A 15,552-nucleotide genomic window follows, 5' to 3' on the forward strand; every position below is an offset into this window, starting at 1 on the left:
ATCCCGCATTCGAGTAAGCGCATCGCCATGCGTGCATTCGATGTGATTGTGATTGGCGGCGGCCATGCCGGCTGCGAGGCGGCTGCCGTTGCCGCGCGCATGGGCGCGCGCGTTGCGCTCGTCAGTTTCGATCTCGACGCTGTCGGTGCAATGAGCTGCAACCCGGCGATCGGTGGGTTGGGCAAGGGCCACCTCGTGCGCGAAGTCGATGCCTTCGATGGTCTGATTGCGCGCGCAGCCGATGCAGCAGCCATCCACTATCGTATGCTCAATCGATCAAAGGGCAGCGCGGTGCAAGGGCCGCGGATCCAGGCTGATCGTCGCCTTTTCAAAGCAGCGATTCATCGTCTGCTTGGAGAGCAGGGTGATCTGGCTCTGGTCGCCGGCGAAGCAGCGGCGCTGGTCTTCGATGGTGAGCGTGTGGTCGGCATCGAGCTTGCCGATGGTGAGCGACTGATGGCTCGCGCCGTCATTCTGTGCACTGGCACCTTTCTCGGCGGGACCTTGTTCCGCGGAGAGGAACGGATCGTCGGGGGTCGGATCGGAGAAGCATCGGCCCAGAAGCTGGCCGTGCAGATGCGTGAGGCTGACTTGCCGATGGCCCGGCTCAAGACCGGGACGCCGCCGCGGCTCGATGGCCGCACGATCGATTGGTCTCGTCTGGATGAGCAGCCATCGGATGGCGAGTTCTGGACGATGTCGGCAATGGGGGATCGGCGTCTTAATCCTCAGGTGTTCTGCGCTATCACCCGGACCAATGTGCGCAGTCACGATGTCATTCGCGAAAATCTCCATCGCTCACCGTTGTTCTCGGGGGCGATCGGGGCCTTGGGTCCGCGCTACTGTCCGTCGATCGAGGACAAGATTCACCGCTTCGCAGATCGCGATGGTCATCAGATCTTCCTCGAACCGGAAGGGTTGGGGACTCACCTTGTCTATCCCAACGGGATCAGCACCTCGCTTCCGGCCGAAGTGCAGCTTGAGATGCTCCGCACGATGGAAGGTCTTGAGACGGTCGAGATGGTCGTGCCCGGCTATGCCGTCGAGTACGATCACATCGATCCGCGTGCCTTGCGTTCAAGTCTGGAGCTGCGCGACATGCCCGGGCTCTACTGTGCAGGCCAGATCAATGGAACGACGGGTTATGAGGAAGCGGCCGCCCAGGGGCTCGTGGCAGGTATGCATGCCGCTGCCGTTGTCCTGGATCGGGAAGCGCCGGGGCTCGATCGTGCCAACAGCTACTTGGCGGTGATGATCGACGACCTGACCCTCCACGGGGTCAGCGAACCTTACCGGATGCTTACCGCGCGCGCGGAGTATCGCTTGCGCCTGCGGGCGAACAATGCCTCGACCCGCCTGACGCCGCTCGGTCTTGCCGTCGGTGCGATCGGTGAGTTGCGGCGCGACTGGTTCGCGCGGCGCGCGGAGGCGAGGGCGGCCCTCAACGACGCCATGGACCAGAAGCCCTCGGCTTCGGAACTCGTGGCTGCGGGCCTGCCGGTTCGCAGCGATGCCGGGCGCATGCCGATCCGGGAGTGGCTGCGCTTCGATGGCGTGGAGATGACCGGACTGTCCGACTGGGTCGATCCCGCGCTGCTGGACGACCTGTCGCTTCTTGAGGAAGTCACCGAGGATGCGGCCTATGCCCCGTATCTCGAACGGCAAGAGCGCGAACTGCGCGAGCTGCGGGCAAGCGATGCCCTGCCGCTGCCCGAAGATTTTCCTTATGCTGAAATTCCGGGGCTATCCCGCGAGATGGTCGAGCGCCTGACGCGTGCCCGTCCAGAGAGCTTGGCCGCGGCTGGACGCATACCTGGAATTACCCCTGCAGCACTGGCTGCTCTGCTTGTTCATGCCCGTCGGGAGGCTGCTTGATTACCACGGAAGACGAAGCGCGCGCGTGGTTGCGTGCGCTGCCCGAGTGCGACGAAGCGGCGATGGCCCGGCTCGAGAAGCTGGTCGAGATGCTCGCGGAGGAGAACCAGCGACAGAACCTCGTTTCGGCGGCCAGTCTCGATCATGTCTGGTTGCGGCATATTGTCGATAGCGCGCAGTTGCTGCCGCATGTTCCACGTGGAACATCGCTGCCATGGATGGACCTGGGAACAGGTGCGGGTTTCCCCGGTCTCGTCATCGCTGCCCTGCGACCTGAGCTTGAAGTGCTGATGGTCGAATCGCGGGCGCGCCGAATCGAGTGGCTCGATCGTGCGCGAATCGCGATGGGTCTGGAGCGCGCACGCATCGTCGGTCAGCGCCTCGAAATGGTCGAGACATGTCAGGTCGGTGTCATTTCCGCGCGTGCATTCGCACCGTTGGACCGACTTCTGACATTATCCGCGCGATTTTCCACAAGTGACACGATCTGGCTGTTGCCCAAAGGGCGGTCTGCACAGCAAGAATTGGATGACCTTCGCAAGTGGCGGCATGTGTTCCACGTGGAACAGTCTCTTACGGACCCGCAGGCGGGCATTATTGTCGGAAATTTGGCCGGCAGGAAGGGTAAGACCAAGTGATCCGTATCGCGATTGCCAACCAGAAGGGCGGCGTCGGCAAGACGACCACAGCGATCAATGTGTCGACTGCGCTGGCGGCCACGGGCTGGAAGACCCTGCTTATCGACCTCGATCCGCAGGGTAATGCATCGACCGGTGTCGGCATTTCAGCATCCGAACGGGACGCATCGACTTATGATGTGCTGGTCGACAAGGCCCCGGTTGAAAATTGCGTCATTCCCACGCGTATTCCGGGCCTCGATCTCTTGCCCGCGACGGTCGATCTGTCGGGTGCCGAAGTCGAGTTGGTCGGCGCCGAGGATCGCGCTCACCGCCTCCAGCACGCGCTGCGCAAGGATATCGGCTACGACGTCTGCCTTATCGACTGCCCGCCCTCGCTGGGGCTGCTGACGCTCAATGCGTTGACGGCGGCCGATACCCTGCTGGTTCCCCTGCAGTGCGAATTCTTTGCGCTCGAAGGCTTGAGCCAGTTGCTCCAGACGGTTGAGCGGGTTCAGCAGCGTTTCAATCCCGATCTCGGGATCATCGGCATTGCCCTGACCATGTTCGACCGCCGCAATCGCCTCACCGAGCAGGTCTCCGACGACGTGCGTTCTTGCCTTGGTCAACTGGTGTTCGAGACGACGATCCCGCGAAATGTCCGTCTGTCTGAAGCGCCCAGCCATGGCGTTCCTGCCCTGATTTACGATCACGCCTGTGCCGGCAGTCGGGCCTACATGGCGCTGGCCCGGGAACTGATCACCCGACTGCCCGAGAAGAGGAAAGCGGCATGAGCGAAGAATCTGTTGTCCGTATGAGCGTTCCCCAGGGATTGAGCTCCGTCGGAGCCAAGCCGGTGAAGCAGAAGCCGAAGGGGCTTGGCCGCGGTCTGGGCGCCTTGCTGGGCGAAACGCGCCGCGAGGAACCGCTGGCGCATCCGGATGAAGCGGGCGGTTCTGCTGTGGACACGCCGCGCGTCGGGGGCCTCGCCACGCTCTCGATTTCCGATATCATTCCGCATCCGGATCAGCCGCGCCGCATCTTCGAGGAAGAAGCGCTGGAGGAACTGGCTGCGTCGATCGCCCAGCGCGGGGTGATCCAACCGATCATCGTGCGGCCGATGGACAACGGCCGTTACCAGCTCGTTGCCGGTGAACGTCGCTGGCGTGCGGCGCAGAAGGCGCAACTGCACGAAATCCCGGCGCTGATTCGCGATCTGACCGAGCGCGAAGTCATGGCCTTGGCCCTGATCGAAAACCTCCAGCGCGAGGATCTGAATCCGATCGAAGAGGCACGTGCCTACAATCGCCTGTCCGAGATGGAAGGCATGACACAGGCCGAGATCGCCCGCATGGTCGACAAGAGCCGCAGCCATGTCGCCAACTTCCAGCGTTTGCTCGCACTGCCGGACGATGTGATCGTCATGGTCGAGAAGGGTGATCTGTCGATGGGTCACGCGCGTGCCCTGATCGGATGCGAAGGTGCTGCCGAGATTGCAGAGGCAGCGATTGCCAAGCAGATGTCGGTGCGCGAAGTCGAAAAGCTGGTGCGCAAGAAGGCTCGCGGCGATGCGGCACCGCGCCGGGTCCGCACTGCCCGCAGCGCTTCGGAAGATGCCGACATTGCTGCCGTGCAGAATCATCTCGAGGAATTCCTCGGTCTGCCGGTGAAAATCAACGCCGATGCCGATCCCAAGTCGGGCACGGTGACGATCAAGTATGCAACGCTCGATCAGCTCGATCTGATTTGCCAGCGTTTGACCGGCGGTTCGATCTGACGGTCTTGCTGCCGGCCGTGGCAGGCCGTGCTTTGTTGTAATTAAGTTCCTGAATTTATTAAGAACCATGCGGGATCGGATTGTGTATCCGGTCCCGCCTTTTTCTCGTGCCTTCAGTTACTTGATCGGAACGCGCTTGTCGGGAACGATCTTGATGCGCTTATCTGGGGCATGACGCGGGATATACCGCTTCCGGGGCGCGGGGCGCTCCGGCACGTCTTCATAGACATATTCGATCGTCTCGGTGCATTCCGGTTCCGGCCGGGACATCGGTGCGACATAAGTTGCCGGCCCATAGCCGTAGCCGGGTGAATAGTTAGCGCTCCGGGTATACCAGGCGTAGTAGTCGTCGAGGTAGGCTTCGCATTCGTCCCGGTAGCGGCCTGCATCTTCCGCCTTGTCGATTGCGGCTCCGACAGCGGCGCCAACCACTGCACCGGCGATTGTCCCGACGGTCCGGTTGCCGCTCCCCGCAATGCGATTGCCGGCCAGACCGCCGACCGCACCGCCGATCAGCGCGCCGCCCACGCCGGAATCCCGGCGCGATACCCGGCTGCGGCAATCGGCTAGCCAGGCATCGCGTGCGGCTGGATCGAATGCGTATCGCGGCCCGTCCGGACGGGCATGATGCATCGGAGCTGCCTCGGGCATGCCGTGGTCGTACACATCGTCAGGCTGGGCGAGGGCAGGTTGAACGGAAAGTATCAGTGCCGTGCCAACGGCAGCAAGGAAATGCAGACGCATCGGGATTGCCCTTTCGCGAGGACCGGAGTGTTGGCCCGGTAAGTTAACGCGAAATTTAGCATCGTATTGCGCGCAAAACCAAGCGCTTGCTCATACCTCCTTCGATGCTGTCCCGTTTCGACGCATCAGGGCGTGGCACAGATCGCCTTCGCGGCGATCAGGGCAAGCTTCTCCAGTCCTGCAGCATCGGCTTCGTCGAAGCGGCTCGGCGTCGGACTGTCGAGATCGATCACGGCTATGACCTTGCCGTCGACGACCACAGGTACGACGACTTCTGATCGCGTTTCGGCGTCGCAGGCGATATGTCCGGGAAAGGCGTGGACGTCGGGGACGACTTGCGTGCGTGCGCTCGCAGCAGCAGTGCCGCAGACGCCCTGCCCGAAGGGAATGCGGATGCAGGCGGGCTTGCCCATGAAGGGGCCGAGGACGAGTTCGTCGCCGATCGTGCGGTAGAAGCCTGCCCAGTTGAGGTCCGGCAGGAACTGCCAGATCACGGCGGACAGGTTGGCCATGTTGGCAACGGGATCGCTTTCGCCGTAGACGAGCGCCTGTGCCGCTTGCGTAAGGGCTTCGTAAAGCTCGGGCTTGTCGAGCCCGGTATCTGTCTGGAAATCGAACATGGCGCTTCAGTTAGCTCAAGACGAGGTTGCCGCATAGCTGGCAGAAGCCTATCTCGCAGCACATGCGCTCCATCCTCATCAAGGCCCTCGTGGTCCTCGCCGTGCTCCTTGTCGTCCTTGTCGGGGCGATAGCCTGGGCGCAGTTCTCGAACAGCTCGGACCTGCCAAGCGATGCCACGGCGGGCAAGGACCCCACGCTGGTCGATCCCGATCCGCAATGGATCCCCAGCGTCAGCCTGCCCAAGACGATTGGCTGGGCCGAGGGTGAGAAGCCGGTCGCGGCCAAGGGGCTGTCCGTCAGCCGATTTGCCGACAAGCTGGACCATCCGCGCACGATGATCACGCTGCCCAATGGCGATGTCCTGGTCGCCGAGACCAATGCCCCCGCCGCGAGCAAGCCGGGCGGCATAACCGGCGCCGTAATGACCTGGATGATGGATCGCGTCGGTGCGGGGGCGCCTTCGCCGGACAAGATCGTCCTGCTGCGCGACGAAGACGGCGACGGGAAGGCGGAGCAGCGTTTCGACTTCCGGACCGCCGACATGCATTCCCCATCCGGCATGGCTTACGGCAACGGCAAACTCTACATCGCCAATCACGACGCGGTGCTGGAATTTTCCTTCGAAGCGGGAGCCACCAAGCTGGAAGGCGCGCCGAAGAAGCTGATGGACCTGCCGCCGGCAGGCAATCACTGGATGCGCAACCTGCTGCTGAGCGAGGACGGGCTGCATCTCTATGTCGCGGTCGGTTCGGCCACCAATATCGCCGATAACGGCATGGAGGAAGAGGCCGGACGCGCCGCGATCTGGGAAATCGACACCGATACCGGGCATCGTCGCCAATTCGCCGCCGGCATGCGCAATCCCAACGGCATGGCCTGGAACCCCTCGACCGAGGAAATGTGGGCCACGGTTCAGGAGCGCGACATGCTCGGGCCGGATCTCGTGCCCGACTACTTCACGAACGTCCCCGTTGGCGTGCAGTACGGCTGGCCATGGATCTACTGGAAGAATGTCTACGACGATCGCGTGAGCTGGCCGATGCAGTACGGCATGGGCGATTATACCCGTAAGCCCGAATACGCGATGGGCGCGCATACGGCCGTACTGGGCATGGTCTTTTCCAATGGCGGCAACATCATGGGTTCGCAGTTTGCGAACGGTGCGTTCATTGCACGTCACGGTTCGTGGAACCGCCGTCCGGCTGTGGGCTACGACGTCGTCTTCATTCCTTTCGATGCCAACGGCAATCCCAAGGACGCGAAGCCGGTGCGCGTCCTGACCGGCTTCCTCGACAAGGAAGGGTCAACCCATGGCCGCCCGACATGGGTGTCCTGGGACAAGACCGGGGCGCTGCTGGTGAGTGACGATACCGCGGGTGTGATCTGGCGGGTCATGGCGCCCGGCGCCAAGCCTTCCAAAGCGATCAAGCGGGTCGAGACCGATCACCTCGAGCCCCAGACCGACCTCAAGGACCCGACCCAGCTCACCCCCGAGGCGCTGCTCGGGGGGATGATGGACAACTGATCGCGAAAGGTCAGAGAGCCTTGCCGGCGCGTCCGGCAAGCTCATTGACATATTGCCAGGCGACGCGGCCTGACCGGGCTCCGCGGCGTCGTGACCATTCGAGCGCATCGCCTGAGTCCCACTGCAGTCCGAATTCATCGGCATAGCCGCCGATGATCGCCAGGTAGGCGTCCTGATCGCAGTTGTGGAACCCGATCGACAGGCCGAAGCGGTCGGCCAGCGCGAGGCGATCGTCCACGGCGTCGCGCGGATTGATCGGGTCGTCCTGCTCGGACATCGTGCGCGCGACGATCGCGCGGCGATTGGAGGTCACGGCGAGGCGGACATTGGCCGGGCGTGCCTCGACCCCGCCTTCCAGCCAGGAACGCAGCAGGCGAGGGCCGCTGGTTTCACTCTCCTCAAAGCCGAGATCATCGACGAAGACGAGGAACTGGCGGTCCACCTTGCCCAATGTCGCGAACAGGCCCGTTACGCCGGAGAGCGCTTCCTGCGCGACCTGGACGAGGGCAATGCGGCCCGGATGTTCCTGCTGTGCGGCCTGGATCGCGGCGCGCAGCACGGCAGACTTGCCCATGCCGCGTGAGCCCCAAAGCAGCATGTCGTGCGAGGCGAAGCCGGCGGCAAGGCGCGCGACATTGGTGACGACGCGCTGCTTCTGGTCGTCGATCCCGCGCAGGAGATCGAGGGCAGGGGCCTCCAGCGTGTTGACGGCGCGTGCCGCTAGCCCGGTCCAGACATAGGCGGGATGGGCCAGCCAGTCGGTCTCGGCGACGGGGGAAGGGGCGATGCGCTCCAGCGCGTCGGCAATGCGGGAAAGCAGGTCGGTTTGCGTCATGACGTCATTTCTTTGCTTCGTTTTGCGATGGAAAGGCCCGGTATCGAGCGCTTTTCCTTGGCATTTTGCGCATCCGCCTATAGCGGCGGTCCATGGCCCAATCCAGCGAGCATAGTCCGGCAGGTCGGCCTGCCCTGCTGTCGTCCGATCCGCAAGGTATCGCTGAGGCGGTGCGCGTGCTGCGCGAGGGGGGCCTTGTCGCCGTGCCGACCGAGACGGTCTATGGACTCGCCGCCCGCGCCGATCGCGATGAAGCGGTGGCTGCGATCTATCGCGCGAAGGGTCGGCCCAGTTTCAATCCGCTGATCGTGCACGTCGCGGACCTGGCCTCGGCCCGGCGACTGGCCGTTTTCGACGAGCGCGCCGTGTTGCTTGCCAGGCGATTCTGGCCGGGCGCCCTGACCATGGTCCTGCCTGTGCAGGAAGGCGCGCCAATTGCCGCTGCCGTGACTGCCGGTCTGCCGACCGTTGCATTGCGCTGTCCGGCGCATCCGGTCATGCGCTCGGTCATTGCCGAGGCTCGCCTCCCGCTCGCCGCGCCTTCCGCGAATCGCAGCGGCGGGGTCAGTCCCACGACACCGGCCCATGTGGTGGAATCGCTGGGGGACAGGATCGACGCCGTTCTCGATGGCGGTGCCTGCGAAGCGGGGCTCGAATCGACGATCATCGCCTTGCGCGAGGGCGGGCGCTGGCAGGTCCTGCGTCCCGGTCCGATTCCGGAGTCAGCGATTTCCGCCGTTCTCGGTTCGAGAAGCGACGCCGTGACGTCACATGCGATCGAGGCGCCCGGCCAGCTTGCCAGCCACTATGCGCCGGGCAAGCCAGTACGGCTCGACGCACGAACCGCTGAAGCGGACGAGTTTCATATCGGTTTCGCGGATGTCGCGGGCCACGTCACACTGTCGGCTTCGGGCGATCTCTCCGAAGCTGCATCGCGGCTTTATGCGTTGCTGCACGAAGGGGCGGCATCGCCACAGCCGAGAATTGCCGTGGCACCTGTACCCGAGGATGGCATCGGCAAGGCGATCAACGATCGCCTGCGCCGGGCTGCTGCCTGACTATTGCCGCGAAGGAATCAACGGCGTTCGACCGGAACTGTCGGCAGGACCTGCTGGATCTCGGCGTAGTCGTCACGCGCCTTGAGGCACGAGCGGCTGTCGCCTTCGTTGCATTCGCGCAAGTGGCGATCGTAGTCCCGTTCCAGGCTGCCGAGACGTTCCTCGCGCTTGCGCAGTTCCCGGCCGCGCTTCTCGTCGGCTTCAGACTGGCTGGTCGTCATCATGTCCACGCCCTTGCCGGCAACGCGCACGGGGGCGGTCGCTACCTTGGCGACGGTGGACACACAGCCGCCCAGCAACGGGGCCGCGACAAGGGCGAACGGGGCGTATAGCCTGAGGCGTGAAGTCATCGGGGCGGAACCTGTCATGTTCCGTATGTCATCGCAATGAACGCTGCGCGGCAGGCAACAGAAATTGCGCCGCGCAACTTTGACGCAGCGTATGGCGGTCTGCGGCACCCCGACATGCGAAAAGGGCCGCCTCCTTGCGGAAGCGGCCCTTTCGTCGGCATCGAAACGCCCGATCAGGCGGTTTCGGCGCTCTCGTAGTACTTCGGAGCATACTCGTTGAGGATCGCGAGGATCTTCTGCAGAGCGGCCGGCTCGTCGGTCTTTTCCATGGCCGCGAGTTCGCGCGCCAGTCGCGAGGATGCAGCCTCGAAGATCTGACGTTCGGAGTAGCTCTGCTCCGGCTGGTCGTCAGCGCGGAACAGGTCGCGCGTGACTTCCGCGATCGAGACGAGATCGCCCGAGTTGATCTTGGCTTCGTATTCCTGGGCACGGCGCGACCACATGGTGCGCTTCACCTTGGGCTTGCCCTTGAGGGTATCGAGAGCTTCGCGCAGGGTCTTGTCCGAGGACAGCTTGCGCATGCCGATCGATTCAACCTTGTTCACGGGAACGCGTAGGGTCATGCGTTCCTTTTCGAAACGCAGCACATAAAGTTCGAGCTGCATTCCGGCAATTTCCTGCTTTTGCAACTCGATCACACGGCCTACGCCGTGCTTGGGATAAACGACGTAATCTCCAACATCGAAGGCATCGGCCTTGGTTGCCATGTATCGTCCTTTCACCTGCAGGTCCGAGAGCCATACTTTTGTCGGGAGATAACCGGGGGTGCGACTTGGAAGCGTGTCAGCCGCCTCCGCCGCCCGGTCAGATTACTCCCCCAACCGCTTGCTCTCGAATCCCTGCCTCGCACTGAAACGCCTGCCAAACGGGCAGACGGCCCGGGCAGTTGGACTATTATATAGCATACATGTGACAAAATTGCCAGAGGGGCGCGAACCATTAGGTTCAGCGAGCCCCCGGCATGCCGATTGCGACGTATCCTCAGGCGGATACGTCTGTTTCCGGGGGCGAACCCCCGGAAAGATCAGGCCTCAGTCGCCCTCGCCGGGCTCGGGCGAGAAGAACTTCTCGAACTTGCCTTCCACGCCCTTGTACTCGTCGGCATCTTCCGGCGAATCTTTCTTGGACGTGAGATTCGGCCACTCGGCCGAGTACTTCGTGTTCAGTTCCATCCACTGCTCGAGACCGCTTTCGGTGTCGGGAAGGATGGCTTCGGCTGGGCATTCCGGTTCGCAGACGCCGCAGTCGATGCATTCACTGGGATTGATGACGAGCATGTTCTCGCCTTCGTAGAAGCAGTCCACAGGGCAGACTTCCACGCAGTCCATGTACTTGCACTTGATGCAGGCGTCGGTGACGACATAGGTCATGGAGGCGGTATCCTCTTCATCAGGCCTCGTTACGGAAGGCCGCTGCTATGGGATTATCTGCCCCGCCGTCAAGCACTCTGTAACAGGCTTGCGCTTCCGGGGCGGGGCCGCGGCGGATCGGCAGGGTCACGATCTCGATCACCCGCACCCCGGAAGGGGTCGCAAGGGTGAGCACATCGCCCGTCGAAACCTTCTGGTGCGCGCGTTCCACGCGCCTGCCGTTAAGGCGCATGTGGCCCTCTTCCGCCATGGCCTGGGCGATGGTGCGGGTCTTGGCGAGACGCAGGAACCAGATCAGCTTGTCGATCCTCATGCGGTAGCCTCCATCTCCCCGAATCCCCTCTAGTTGCGCACCATATCCGCAAGAATGGAAAAGGCATTGTCCTTGCGCACCGGCTGAGGTCTTGTTTCTTCGACGTGACGGCGCGGCGGACGCCAGCGCCAGCGCACCGGTGCCGGCGGGCCATGGGCGCCTTCGGCCAGCTGGCGGGGCATGATCGGCTGGAAGCCTGCAAGCCGAAGCAGCCGGGCATAACTTTCGGTGGTCAGTCCCATCGACACCGCCTTGGCCGGGTCGAGCGCGAAGCTGCGTCCGCTTCCCGCGGGCTTGCCGCCGCCGCGCGCCTCGTGGGCTTCGCGCAGGAGCTTTTCGGCCATGTCGAGACGCACAAGTTGCTTGCCCAGGCTGCGATAGCCCGGTGTGCGCTGGCGGCGCTTGGCGGGCAGGGCGGGTGGCATCGCGTCTTCGGGAGCCCCATCGCGCGGGGACTTGCCGAACACCTGCGCGAGTTCGCGCCACAGCACGATCGGGCCCGGGCGGAGCATCGCAGGTAAGAAAACATCGAGCGCGCCAACGCGCACGCCGAGCCGCGAGAGCATCGTGCGGCGCTGCTTGTCCAGCTTGTCGACTCCCGAATCCTCGCGTGACGTCATGCCGCCAGCTTCGACGAGAGTGATGAGCAGGGCCCTGAGATCGGGGCCAGCTTCCTCGGAACGGCTGGCTTCATCGAGCTTGAGCAATGGAGCCAGCGGTTGCAGCGCAGCATCGAGCCAGGCTTCGAGCGCGGCGACCAACGCCTTGCGCGAGGGGCCCGGCACGGAATCGAGCGTGCGGTCGGGGACCAGAACCGGCGACAGGAGCGAGCGTCCCGGCGCGAGAGTGCCAAGCGATTCGCCATCCCACATGAGCTTTCCACGATCGAGCGTGATCCCGGCGCTCCCGGCGTGAATCGCTTCGGTCAGTTCGTCGGCACGCTTCTGCAGCAACGAGGTCAGGTGCCTTTCCGCGGCAGCCAGCAGCAGCTTGCGGTCCGACAGGCGGGCGCCGGGATCGACATGGAAGGCAAAGCCGCGCAGCGAGCCGATGTGCTCGCCTTCGACCAGCACTTCCTCGTCTTCCATGCGCACGGAGAGCAGCCCGGTATCGGGCCCGAGTTTCTTCATGAGTACGGCAGTCCGTCGGTTGATGAATCGTTCGGTGAGCTTTCCGTGGAGGGCATCGGAAAGCCGTGCCTCCACGGCCCGGGCGCGGGCGGCCATCTCGTCGCGCGCCAGGACCCAGTCGGGTCGCTGGGCGATATAGGCCCATGACCGGATCGCGGCGATCCGTCCCTGGAGGGTATCGATATCGCCGCCGGTGCGGTCGAGCTGGGCAATGGCATTGGCAACGTAGTCGGCGCCCAGTTCGCCGCGGCGCAGGTCCTGCCACAGACGGGCAACGAAGCGCGAATGGGTCTCGGCCCCCTGCTGGCGGAAATCGGGCAGGCGGCAGACTTCCCAGAAGCGTTCCACCATCGCCGACCCATGCACCGAATCCGTGACTTGCGGATCGTCCGACAGGCGCTTGAGTACGGCAAGGTCGATGGCTTCGGGGGCCGGAACCAGTTCGGGCAGATCCGGCGGGCTCTCAAGGTCGCCGATCAGAGTGGCGATACTGTCGTATCGGGGCTCCGCCTCGCGCCAGAACAGTTTCGTCAGCGGCGGGAAGCGGTGCTCCTCGATGGCGAAGATCTCTTCGGGGTCGAATTCCGAATCGTGCGTGCCAGATCCGGTGAGGGTGCCGAAAGTGCCGTCCTTCTGGTGACGTCCGGCGCGTCCGGCGATCTGCGCCATTTCCGAGGTGGTGAGGCGGCGATGGCGCACGCCATCGAACTTGGACAGGCCGGCGAAGGCGACGTGTTCGACATCGAGGTTGAGTCCCATGCCGATGGCGTCTGTGGCGACCAGATAATCGACTTCACCTGACTGGTAGAGCGCGACCTGGGCATTGCGTGTCTGTGGGCTGAGCGCCCCCATGACGACGGCCGCGCCGCCGCGGAAGCGCCGCAGCATTTCGGCGATGGCGTAGACCTGCTCGGTCGAGAAGGCGACGATGGCGCTGCGTGGCGGGATGCGGCTGAGCTTCTTCGCCCCGGCATGACTGAGAGTCGAGAAGCGCGGGCGAGTGACGATCTCGGCGTGGGGCACGAGCGCCCTGACCATCGGTTCGAGCGTCGACGAACCGAGGATCATCGTCTCCTCGCGGCCCCGGGCGTAGAGCAGGCGATCGGTGAAGACATGGCCGCGTTCGCGGTCGGCGCCCAGCTGGGCTTCGTCGATGGCCACGAAAGCGAGGCTGCGATCGAGCACCGGCATCGCCTCGGCCGTGCACAGCAGGTAGCGCGCGTTCCGGGGCTCGATCCGTTCCTCGCCGGTGATCAGGGCGACGTTCTGTTCACCCTTGATGGCGCAGACCCGGTCATAGACCTCGCGCGCCAGCAAACGCAGCGGAAAGCCGATCGCTCCGCTGGAATGGGCGCACATCCGCTCGATGGCGAGGTGAGTCTTGCCGGTGTTGGTCGGCCCGAGCACGGCCTTCACCCCTGTTGGAGCGTCACCGCGCGCCGTTACATTCCGGTCCTGAACCATTTCACCACCGAATGTGGCATCGCCGCTGGCCGCGTACAAGGGTCGACTCGTCCTGTATGGGGGCGGAAATCCACAGAGTTAGGGGGGTCTTAACCTTGAGTGGGCATGGTTTCTGCAGAATGTGCCCGAGGTGGGCGCCGGGCTCTGCCTGAGCCTGTGGGTTGCGATGAGGAAGGGGCCTTTGTTCAAGGCGCTTGACGAGAACGGCGGAAATTCGGCCGAAGGGGACTATGCAGGCGGTGCGGCATCGGCTGCCTCGCTTTCGCATGCCCAGGTCCTGCCCGAGATTTCCAACGTCGCAGTTCCGCCTCCTTCCGGTGAGACCCTTGTTGCCGGTCCCGGCCTGCGCGAACGCTTGCAGGCGTGGAAGCAGGACATCGAAGCCTGGTGCGAGAAGGTCGAGTTGGCGCCTGACCTTGCCACCGACATCGGCAGCCCGCGCTGGTATCGCGGCCTCGCTACGCTTTTCGGCTTGAGCGCGGCCGCCATTGCTCTTTCTCCAAGCTTTGCTGCTGTAGAGGCGGCGACGCCCATGCCGGTCAACGACCGGGTTCGCGACGAATTCCGCAGCCAGACCATCGCGCCGCTTGCCTTCGGGGCCGACAGCGGCCGTCACATGGGGGCAAGCCCGCTGGTGCGACCGCTGGCGAAAGTGCCCGAACGGCCGATGATCCAGTTGGTCTCCACGCTGGGGCAGGGCGACAGCTTCCGCCGCATGCTGGAACGTGCGGGCGTTGGCAGCAGCGACATTTCGCAGGTATCCGATCTCATTTCCGGTGCGGTGCCGCTGTCCGACATCGCGTCAGGCACACAGTTCGATATCACCTTGGGCAAGCGCCCCGCCGAAGGCGTCTCGCGCCCACTGGACGAGATGGCCTTCCGCGCCCGCTTCGACCTCGATCTCTCGGTCGCACGTCATGACGGCGCGCTGGCCCTGGTGCGCCATCCCATTGCCGTCGATACGACCCCCTTGCGCATTCGCGGCACCGTCGGGTCGAGCCTCTATCGCTCGGCGCGCAATGCCGGGGCGCCGGTCGCCGCGATCCAGGGCTACCTGCGTGCGGTCGACAAGTATCTCTCGCTCGAAAGCGACATTTCGGCGAACGACGAATTCGACCTGATCTTATCCTATAAGCGATCGGCCAAGGGCGAACGGCAGGTGGGCGAACTGCTCTATGCGGGAGTCGAGCGCGAAGGAAAGCCGCGCCTCCAGCTCATGCGCTGGGGCAAAGACGGGCAGATGTTCTCGGCCTCGGGCCTTGCCGAAACGCGCAGTGCGCCGATCGGCATGCCGGTCGCGGGACGGATCACCTCGCGCTACGGGATGCGCCGTCACCCGATTCTCGGCTACACGCGCATGCACGCCGGCGTCGATTTCGGCGCGTCCTATGGATCGCCGATCTATGCCGTGAGCGATGGCACCGTCACTTATGCCGGGCGCCATGGCGGCCATGGCAATTACGTGCGGATCAACCACGGCGGCGGTCTTGGTACCGGCTATGGTCACATGAGCCGCATCGCGGTGAGAAACGGCACCCACGTCAGGGCCGGACAGGTGATCGGCTATGTCGGCTCGACCGGGCTGTCGACGGGTCCACACCTGCATTTCGAAGCCTATCGCGGCGGCAGGACCGTCGATCCCCTGTCGATCCGTCTCGTTACCCGGCCGCAGATCGACGGGAAGGAACGCGACGAGTTCAGGCAGCGCATGAAGGCGCTGCTGACGGTAGAACCCGGCGCGGCGCTCGACAGTTTCGCCAAGCCCGATGCGCCGCAGGATGCGGACACACGCGAAATCGACCGGCTCGAGCCCAAGAAGGTCGGCTGATCGCACGGCTTCGGTCCAACGGGACATTTTGCCCAGATTGAACCT

15 protein-coding genes are annotated in these 15,552 nt (G+C 64.0%); 7 read left to right on the plus strand and 8 right to left on the minus strand.

The features are described from left to right. Positions 1–27 precede the first annotated feature (27 nt). From mnmG to B5483_RS07200, 4 genes are read left to right on the plus strand one after another with little or no spacing between them, the layout of a single operon-like run. Positions 28–1,875: a tRNA uridine-5-carboxymethylaminomethyl(34) synthesis enzyme MnmG gene (mnmG, locus tag B5483_RS07185; protein WP_079729946.1), complete on the plus strand. Its 1,848-nt coding sequence runs from the start codon at positions 28–30 to the stop codon at positions 1,873–1,875. Next, positions 1,872–2,513, plus strand: a complete 642-nt coding sequence (gene rsmG / locus B5483_RS07190) for a 16S rRNA (guanine(527)-N(7))-methyltransferase RsmG (protein ID WP_079729947.1) — start codon at positions 1,872–1,874, stop codon at positions 2,511–2,513. Before mnmG ends, rsmG begins: the two co-directional genes overlap by 4 nt. Further along, the gene (locus tag B5483_RS07195; protein ID WP_054944643.1) at positions 2,510–3,286 is read left to right on the plus strand and encodes a ParA family protein; all 777 of its coding nucleotides are present in this window, start codon (positions 2,510–2,512) and stop codon (positions 3,284–3,286) included. The genes rsmG and B5483_RS07195 overlap by 4 nt, the downstream gene beginning before the upstream one ends. Beyond that, complete coding sequence (locus B5483_RS07200) at positions 3,283–4,269, plus strand: ParB/RepB/Spo0J family partition protein (protein WP_176167974.1); 987 nt, start codon at positions 3,283–3,285, stop codon at positions 4,267–4,269. The genes B5483_RS07195 and B5483_RS07200 overlap by 4 nt, the downstream gene beginning before the upstream one ends. A gap of 117 nt (positions 4,270–4,386) precedes the next feature. Here the strand turns inward: B5483_RS07200 and B5483_RS07205 are convergent, their stop codons facing one another. Together B5483_RS07205 and B5483_RS07210 are read right to left on the minus strand one after the other, a co-directional pair. Beyond that, the gene (locus tag B5483_RS07205) at positions 4,387–5,013 is read right to left on the minus strand and encodes a glycine zipper 2TM domain-containing protein (RefSeq protein WP_054944645.1); all 627 of its coding nucleotides are present in this window, start codon (positions 5,011–5,013) and stop codon (positions 4,387–4,389) included. Positions 5,014–5,138: 125 nt separating this feature from the next. Then, complete coding sequence (locus B5483_RS07210; RefSeq protein ID WP_079729948.1) at positions 5,139–5,633, minus strand: GAF domain-containing protein; 495 nt, start codon at positions 5,631–5,633, stop codon at positions 5,139–5,141. 62 nt (positions 5,634–5,695) lie between these two features. Between B5483_RS07210 and B5483_RS07215 the strand changes: the two genes are divergently transcribed. Continuing rightward, the gene (locus B5483_RS07215) at positions 5,696–7,159 is read left to right on the plus strand and encodes a PQQ-dependent sugar dehydrogenase (RefSeq protein ID WP_079729949.1); all 1,464 of its coding nucleotides are present in this window, start codon (positions 5,696–5,698) and stop codon (positions 7,157–7,159) included. Between the two features lie 10 nt (positions 7,160–7,169). Here the strand turns inward: B5483_RS07215 and B5483_RS07220 are convergent, their stop codons facing one another. Continuing rightward, positions 7,170–7,994 carry a DUF815 domain-containing protein gene (locus B5483_RS07220; RefSeq protein ID WP_079729950.1) on the minus strand — a complete coding sequence of 275 codons (825 nt, stop codon included), beginning with the start codon at positions 7,992–7,994 and terminating at the stop codon, positions 7,170–7,172. Between the two features lie 92 nt (positions 7,995–8,086). Between B5483_RS07220 and B5483_RS07225 the strand changes: the two genes are divergently transcribed. Continuing rightward, complete coding sequence (locus B5483_RS07225; RefSeq protein ID WP_079729951.1) at positions 8,087–9,052, plus strand: L-threonylcarbamoyladenylate synthase; 966 nt, start codon at positions 8,087–8,089, stop codon at positions 9,050–9,052. A 17-nt stretch (positions 9,053–9,069) separates the two neighbouring features. Here the strand turns inward: B5483_RS07225 and B5483_RS07230 are convergent, their stop codons facing one another. The 5 genes from B5483_RS07230 to B5483_RS07250 form a co-directional block, all read right to left on the minus strand. Continuing rightward, the gene (locus B5483_RS07230; RefSeq protein WP_079729952.1) at positions 9,070–9,402 is read right to left on the minus strand and encodes a hypothetical protein; all 333 of its coding nucleotides are present in this window, start codon (positions 9,400–9,402) and stop codon (positions 9,070–9,072) included. A 173-nt stretch (positions 9,403–9,575) separates the two neighbouring features. After that, positions 9,576–10,109: a CarD family transcriptional regulator gene (locus B5483_RS07235; RefSeq protein WP_013831484.1), complete on the minus strand. Its 534-nt coding sequence runs from the start codon at positions 10,107–10,109 to the stop codon at positions 9,576–9,578. Between the two features lie 324 nt (positions 10,110–10,433). Next, the gene (gene fdxA / locus B5483_RS07240; protein WP_007012628.1) at positions 10,434–10,772 is read right to left on the minus strand and encodes a ferredoxin FdxA; all 339 of its coding nucleotides are present in this window, start codon (positions 10,770–10,772) and stop codon (positions 10,434–10,436) included. 19 nt (positions 10,773–10,791) lie between these two features. Further along, entirely contained in the window at positions 10,792–11,085 is a 294-nt protein-coding gene (locus tag B5483_RS07245; RefSeq protein ID WP_054944651.1) for an RNA-binding S4 domain-containing protein, read from the minus strand. A 29-nt stretch (positions 11,086–11,114) separates the two neighbouring features. After that, positions 11,115–13,679 (minus strand): helicase-related protein, encoded by a 2,565-nt coding sequence (locus B5483_RS07250; protein WP_079730324.1) that lies wholly within the window; start codon positions 13,677–13,679, stop codon positions 11,115–11,117. Positions 13,680–13,860: 181 nt separating this feature from the next. Between B5483_RS07250 and B5483_RS07255 the strand changes: the two genes are divergently transcribed. Further along, positions 13,861–15,507: a M23 family metallopeptidase gene (locus B5483_RS07255; protein ID WP_245828876.1), complete on the plus strand. Its 1,647-nt coding sequence runs from the start codon at positions 13,861–13,863 to the stop codon at positions 15,505–15,507. The last annotated feature ends 45 nt before the right edge of the window (positions 15,508–15,552 follow it).

Origin of the sequence: Novosphingobium mathurense (assembly GCF_900168325.1) — a bacterium.
Lineage (GTDB): Bacteria > Pseudomonadota > Alphaproteobacteria > Sphingomonadales > Sphingomonadaceae > Novosphingobium > Novosphingobium mathurense.

Excerpts from the sequence above, each read along its gene's own strand:
- mnmG (WP_079729946.1), top strand. The coding sequence starts at position 28 with ATGCGTGCATTCGATGTGATTGTGATTGGCGGCGGCCATGCCGGCTGC.
- B5483_RS07200 (WP_176167974.1), top strand. The coding sequence starts at position 3,283 with ATGAGCGAAGAATCTGTTGTCCGTATGAGCGTTCCCCAGGGATTGAGC.
- B5483_RS07205 (WP_054944645.1), bottom strand. The coding sequence starts at position 5,013 with ATGCGTCTGCATTTCCTTGCTGCCGTTGGCACGGCACTGATACTTTCC.
- B5483_RS07210 (WP_079729948.1), bottom strand. The coding sequence starts at position 5,633 with ATGTTCGATTTCCAGACAGATACCGGGCTCGACAAGCCCGAGCTTTAC.
- B5483_RS07215 (WP_079729949.1), top strand. The coding sequence starts at position 5,696 with ATGCGCTCCATCCTCATCAAGGCCCTCGTGGTCCTCGCCGTGCTCCTT.
- B5483_RS07220 (WP_079729950.1), bottom strand. The coding sequence starts at position 7,994 with ATGACGCAAACCGACCTGCTTTCCCGCATTGCCGACGCGCTGGAGCGC.
- B5483_RS07225 (WP_079729951.1), top strand. The coding sequence starts at position 8,087 with ATGGCCCAATCCAGCGAGCATAGTCCGGCAGGTCGGCCTGCCCTGCTG.
- B5483_RS07230 (WP_079729952.1), bottom strand. The coding sequence starts at position 9,402 with ATGACTTCACGCCTCAGGCTATACGCCCCGTTCGCCCTTGTCGCGGCC.
- B5483_RS07235 (WP_013831484.1), bottom strand. The coding sequence starts at position 10,109 with ATGGCAACCAAGGCCGATGCCTTCGATGTTGGAGATTACGTCGTTTAT.
- fdxA (WP_007012628.1), bottom strand. The coding sequence starts at position 10,772 with ATGACCTATGTCGTCACCGACGCCTGCATCAAGTGCAAGTACATGGAC.
- B5483_RS07245 (WP_054944651.1), bottom strand. The coding sequence starts at position 11,085 with ATGAGGATCGACAAGCTGATCTGGTTCCTGCGTCTCGCCAAGACCCGC.
- B5483_RS07250 (WP_079730324.1), bottom strand. The coding sequence starts at position 13,679 with ATGGTTCAGGACCGGAATGTAACGGCGCGCGGTGACGCTCCAACAGGG.